General features: G+C 57.7%; 6 protein-coding genes. 3 read left to right on the top strand and 3 right to left on the bottom strand.

The window, feature by feature from the left end; translation table 11 throughout:
• From F8J34_RS09810 to F8J34_RS07250, 3 genes are all read left to right on the top strand, one after another.
• Window positions 1-154 (top strand): PD-(D/E)XK nuclease domain-containing protein (locus F8J34_RS09810; protein WP_363315432.1); only part of this gene is annotated, 154 nt, incomplete at its 5' end.
• 39 nt (window positions 155-193) lie between these two features.
• On the top strand, window positions 194-940 hold the full coding sequence (locus F8J34_RS07255; RefSeq protein WP_297057742.1) for an ABC transporter ATP-binding protein: 747 nt from the start codon (window positions 194-196) through the stop codon (window positions 938-940).
• A complete protein-coding gene (locus F8J34_RS07250; protein ID WP_297057740.1) occupies window positions 933-1,727 on the top strand; it encodes an ABC transporter permease in 795 nt (264 codons plus the stop codon). Before F8J34_RS07255 ends, F8J34_RS07250 begins: the two co-directional genes overlap by 8 nt.
• Here F8J34_RS07250 and F8J34_RS07245 read toward each other — a convergent pair whose 3' ends face one another.
• The 3 genes from F8J34_RS07245 to F8J34_RS07235 form a co-directional block, all read right to left on the bottom strand.
• A complete protein-coding gene (locus tag F8J34_RS07245) occupies window positions 1,728-2,471 on the bottom strand; it encodes a prenyltransferase/squalene oxidase repeat-containing protein (protein ID WP_297057737.1) in 744 nt (247 codons plus the stop codon).
• 40 nt (window positions 2,472-2,511) lie between these two features.
• Complete coding sequence (locus F8J34_RS07240) at window positions 2,512-2,907, bottom strand: DsrE family protein (protein WP_297057734.1); 396 nt, start codon at window positions 2,905-2,907, stop codon at window positions 2,512-2,514.
• Window positions 2,908-3,733, bottom strand: an 826-nt coding sequence (locus tag F8J34_RS07235) for a (Fe-S)-binding protein (protein ID WP_297057732.1), incomplete at its 5' end; no start/stop codon positions are given.

Raw genomic sequence — 3,733 nt, 5'->3', positions numbered from 1 at the left:
GTTTAAGGCCGGGGTTTCGGCGGAGGAGGCGCTAAAACAGATCGAGGCCCGGGGCTATGCCGATCGTTTCCGGGCCGAGGGGCTTTCGGTGATAAGCGTGGGGGTTTCCTTCGATCCCGTCGAGCGAAGGGTCTTAGAGATCCGGGTGGTTTAGAACCCGGGAATCTTGAGATCTTTGCCGAAGCGCCTTATCTTGCCTCCCGGTATGGAAGAGGTGCTCCGGGTCCGGAATCTGGTCAAGGAATTTGAAGGGAAAAGGGTTCTTTCCGGGATAAGTTTCAACCTGCACCGGGGGGAATTCCTCGGGATCATCGGTCCTAACGGAGCCGGGAAGACCACCCTCCTTAACTGTCTTCTGGGGCTCGTAACCCCCAGCCAGGGTGAAATACGTTTTTTCGGCCTGGATCTTGCCACCCATCGCACCGAGATCCTTACCCGTCTGAACTTCGCCTCCAACTACGTGGGGCTTCCGCTCTCGCTCACGGTGATGGAAAACCTGCTGGTCTATGGCCTCCTTTACGGGGTCAGAAACATCAAATCCAGGGCCGAACGACTCTTAAATCTCTTGGGGCTCTGGGAGATGCACCGGGAAAAGACCCGCCATCTCTCCTCCGGCCAGATGATGCGTCTGTGCCTGGCTAAAGCCCTGATCAACGACCCGGAGATACTGCTTCTCGACGAACCCACCGCCGGGCTTGACCCCGAAATGGCCGAAAGGGTTCGCCGTCTCATCAAGGAATATCAAAAAGAGCGGGGGCTCGCGGTCATCTTTACCTCCCACAACCTTTACGAAATGGAAGACCTTTCCGACCGGGTGATCCTGCTCCACGAAGGAAGAATCCTGGCCGAGGGGCCGCCGGAGGTCCTGTGCCGGCGTTTCGGGGCTGAGGATCTGGAGGAGGTCTTCTTTCGGGCCCTGGCGGAGGCTGAAGGTGCCTAGACCGCGACGCATCCTCGGAGTGGTGGCCCGGCAGATGTTCCTTTATCGGCGAAGTGTAAGCCGCCTCCTGGATCTCTTCTACTGGCCCACCATGGATCTTCTCCTCTGGGGGTTCCTCACCCTCTATCTGGAACGCGGGGCCCTCCATCTCCCCCGCTTTGTCTCCTTTTTTCTGGGAGCCCTGATCCTGTGGCATATCCTCTACCGTTCCCAGCTCGCGGTCTCGGTGTCCTTCCTCGAGGATATATGGTCGCGTAACCTCCTCAACGTGCTGGTGGCTCCCATCACCCTCACCGAATATCTCCTGGGACTGGTGGTGATAAGCCTGATTAAGGTAGGACTGGCCTTCGGTATCATGACCACCCTTTCGGTCCTGTTCTATGGTTTCAATCTCTTAAAGCTCGGAGCGGTTCTCTTTCCTCTGGTGGTAAATCTGCTCGCCCTGGGCTGGGCCATAGGTTTTGTGACCATCGGTTTCATCTTTAGGTTCGGACAGGAGGCCGAGATCCTGGCCTGGGCCCTGATCTTTGTGTTCTTGCCGCTTTCGGCGGTGTTTTATCCGGTGGAGGTGCTCCCCGTCTGGCTCAAACCCTTCTCCCTTCTTACCCCTTCGGCCCATGTCTTTGAGGGCATGCGGGAGGTAATCACCCGGGGCACCCTTCCCTGGAAACACCTCCTTCTGGCCGGGCTGCTGAACCTTGTTTATCTCAGCCTGGGCCTCGCCTTCCTGAAAAGACAATATCAGTACGCCCGCAGAATGGGGCTCATTCCCAAGATAGGGGAATAATCAAAAGAACCGCAACAGGATCCACAGGGCGTAATAGGTGGTCTCCAGAAAGGAGACCCCGCGAGGGGCCCGGGCAAAACCTCCGTCCTTGCGGCGGGTGTTCAATACAAAAAGTCTGAGTCCTTCCGGATCACGGGGCTTAAGCCCCAGGGCCTTCATAAGACGACAGGCAAAATAGGTGTTTTCCAGATAGGAGGTGGTGCCCGGAAAAAAACCGAACCCACCGTCGGGGTTCTGGGAGTGGAGAATGAACTCCTCCACTCCGTTCGACCATTCTCCCGGCCCCAGGGCTTTGAAAAGATGGTACAGATCCTTAAGGGTGCGAAAAGACCGCGTGCGTCCCAGTTCTTTCAGCCTCCGCACCCCCGGGGAATCTACCCCCAGAAGATCCGCCATCTCCCTCAGGGCCGCCAGCCCCGAAAGTCTCTCCGGGGGGTGGTTTAATTCCTCCTGCAACAGGAACTTCACCTCCTTCGGAGAGGCCCCTCCCAGCCACAGAAGACCCTTGAGCCATCTTACCCGAACCTCCGGAGACATCCGGTAAAAATTGAGCCCCTGAAGAAAACGTAAGGTGGAAGGATCGGACTTCAGCGCCCCGCACACCCGCAGGGCCGCCAGGGCGAAATAGGTATCCTCCACCGTAGGGGGGAGGGCCGGAGTGGCCCCGAACCCCCCACTCTCCTTCCGGCGGGAAAGGATAAAATCCTGCGCCCCCCGAACTAATTCCTCAGCCTCAACTTCCATGAACTTATAAAATAAACCTTTTTCCGAAGACCCCAAAGACTCAGTACACCATTACCTGATCCGCACGCATAACCTCGTTCACCAGCTTTCCCGCCTTGACCAGCTCGCACCCCTCCACCAGCTGTTCCTTGGTGATCTTACGTTCCTCGATGCAGGGGATACATACGAACATCTTGGCCCCCAGGGCGGGTAACCCGTCCACCAGCTCCTTGAGAGGCTTAAGCCCCGGGGCAACGATATGTTCATACATGCCCTTGGTGCAGCACATTACTCCTTTACCCTGAAAAACCACCGTAACCTCCACGTCCATGGTAAGGGCGGCATTGGCCACCACCAGGGCCAGGGTGGCTTTTTCGGGGTCGTCCAGTCCATGGGTAACCACCACTACGAGTTTTTTCCCGGCAATGGTCTCGGCCATCTCTCTCACCTCCTTCACTTATTCCTCAAGCCTTAACACCCGGACGAAGTCCTCCACCCTCTGATCCGGCCCGGACACGGCCCTAAGATTAAAGTGACAGATGGGACAGAGGGTTATCACCGTCCCCGGCCCCAGGGTGGAGAGCTCCTCCATCCGGGCGCGGGCAAGCTCACCGGCCTTTTCCGGAAACAGGGTCTCCGCCGGGCCTCCGCAACATCGGGTGATCTCGCGGCTGAAACGCGGTTCCCTTATCTCCAGCCCGGCCCTCTTCATGATCTCTCTCGGTTCCTCCACCACTCCCAGATACCGGACATAGACACAGGAATCGTGCCAGAGATAAACCCCCTCCTCGCCCCGCAGGGGAAGGTGCCTGCCCTGGTGAAAAAGGATCTCCAGATAGCTTCGCACCTCGAAATCCCACTCCGGAAAGAGCTGGGGATAGACCTCCCTCAACAGAGCGGTGGAGTGAGGGTCCACGGTAATGATGGTCCGCACCCCGGCCTCACGAAAGGCCCTTACCACCCGCCGGGCCTGGAGTTCAAACACCCCCTCCAGCCCCAGATCATAAGCCAGGGTCCCCGGGTAGTATTCCTTTTCATAAAGATAACCGGGTTCGACCCCGCATTTGCGCAGAAGCTTTACCACCCCCCGCAGAACACCGGTATAATATTCCTGCAGCCTTCGCTCCTCCCGTCCGAGTATCGCCAGACGGGAGACATTTATCCAGGGATTCAGGACCGGGGCCAGTCGGGAAAGCCAATCCTTCCCTCGGACCAAACCCTGCTCCCTTTCCCTCAGAACCCGGAGATAAGGCAAAAGTTGGTAGAGGTGTCCGGTATAAAGA

The sequence above is a fragment of the Thermosulfurimonas sp. genome, from assembly GCF_015491435.1.
In the GTDB taxonomy this organism is placed as follows: Bacteria; Desulfobacterota; Thermodesulfobacteria; order Thermodesulfobacteriales; family Thermodesulfobacteriaceae; genus Thermosulfurimonas_A.
The sequence above is the reverse complement of the archived record's forward strand: the minus strand, read 5'-3'. Positions and strand labels throughout refer to the sequence as shown.